Source organism: Streptomyces sp. URMC 126 (assembly GCF_051386555.1).
Classification (GTDB): domain Bacteria; phylum Actinomycetota; class Actinomycetes; order Streptomycetales; family Streptomycetaceae; genus Streptomyces.
Map to the genome: position 1 here is coordinate 1 of NZ_JBPQTX010001113.1, position 252 is coordinate 252.

Here is a 252-nt window from a genome sequence, read left to right on the forward strand (position 1 = left end):
GGCCTCACACCCCACGGCCTCCGCCACACCCACCGGACCGTGATGGAGGACCTCGGCACCGAGAAGGTCCTCATGGACGAACGCATGGGCCACATCGACGGCTCCGTCTCCGCCCGCTACGCCCACGTCACCCCCGGCATGCGCAAGCGGTTGACGCGTGGCCTGACCGAGCAGTGGGAGGCAGCCCTCGACGCTCGTCTGGCAATGAGCCCTCACTCTCCGGTGAGAGTCCTTGACGTGCTCCTACGGGCG

General features: G+C 68.7%; 1 pseudogene. It reads left to right on the forward strand.

Features of this window, described 5'->3' with window-relative positions:
- Positions 1-252 (forward strand): annotated as a pseudogene (locus tag ACSNOK_RS35300) (LacI family transcriptional regulator); the annotation flags it as partial.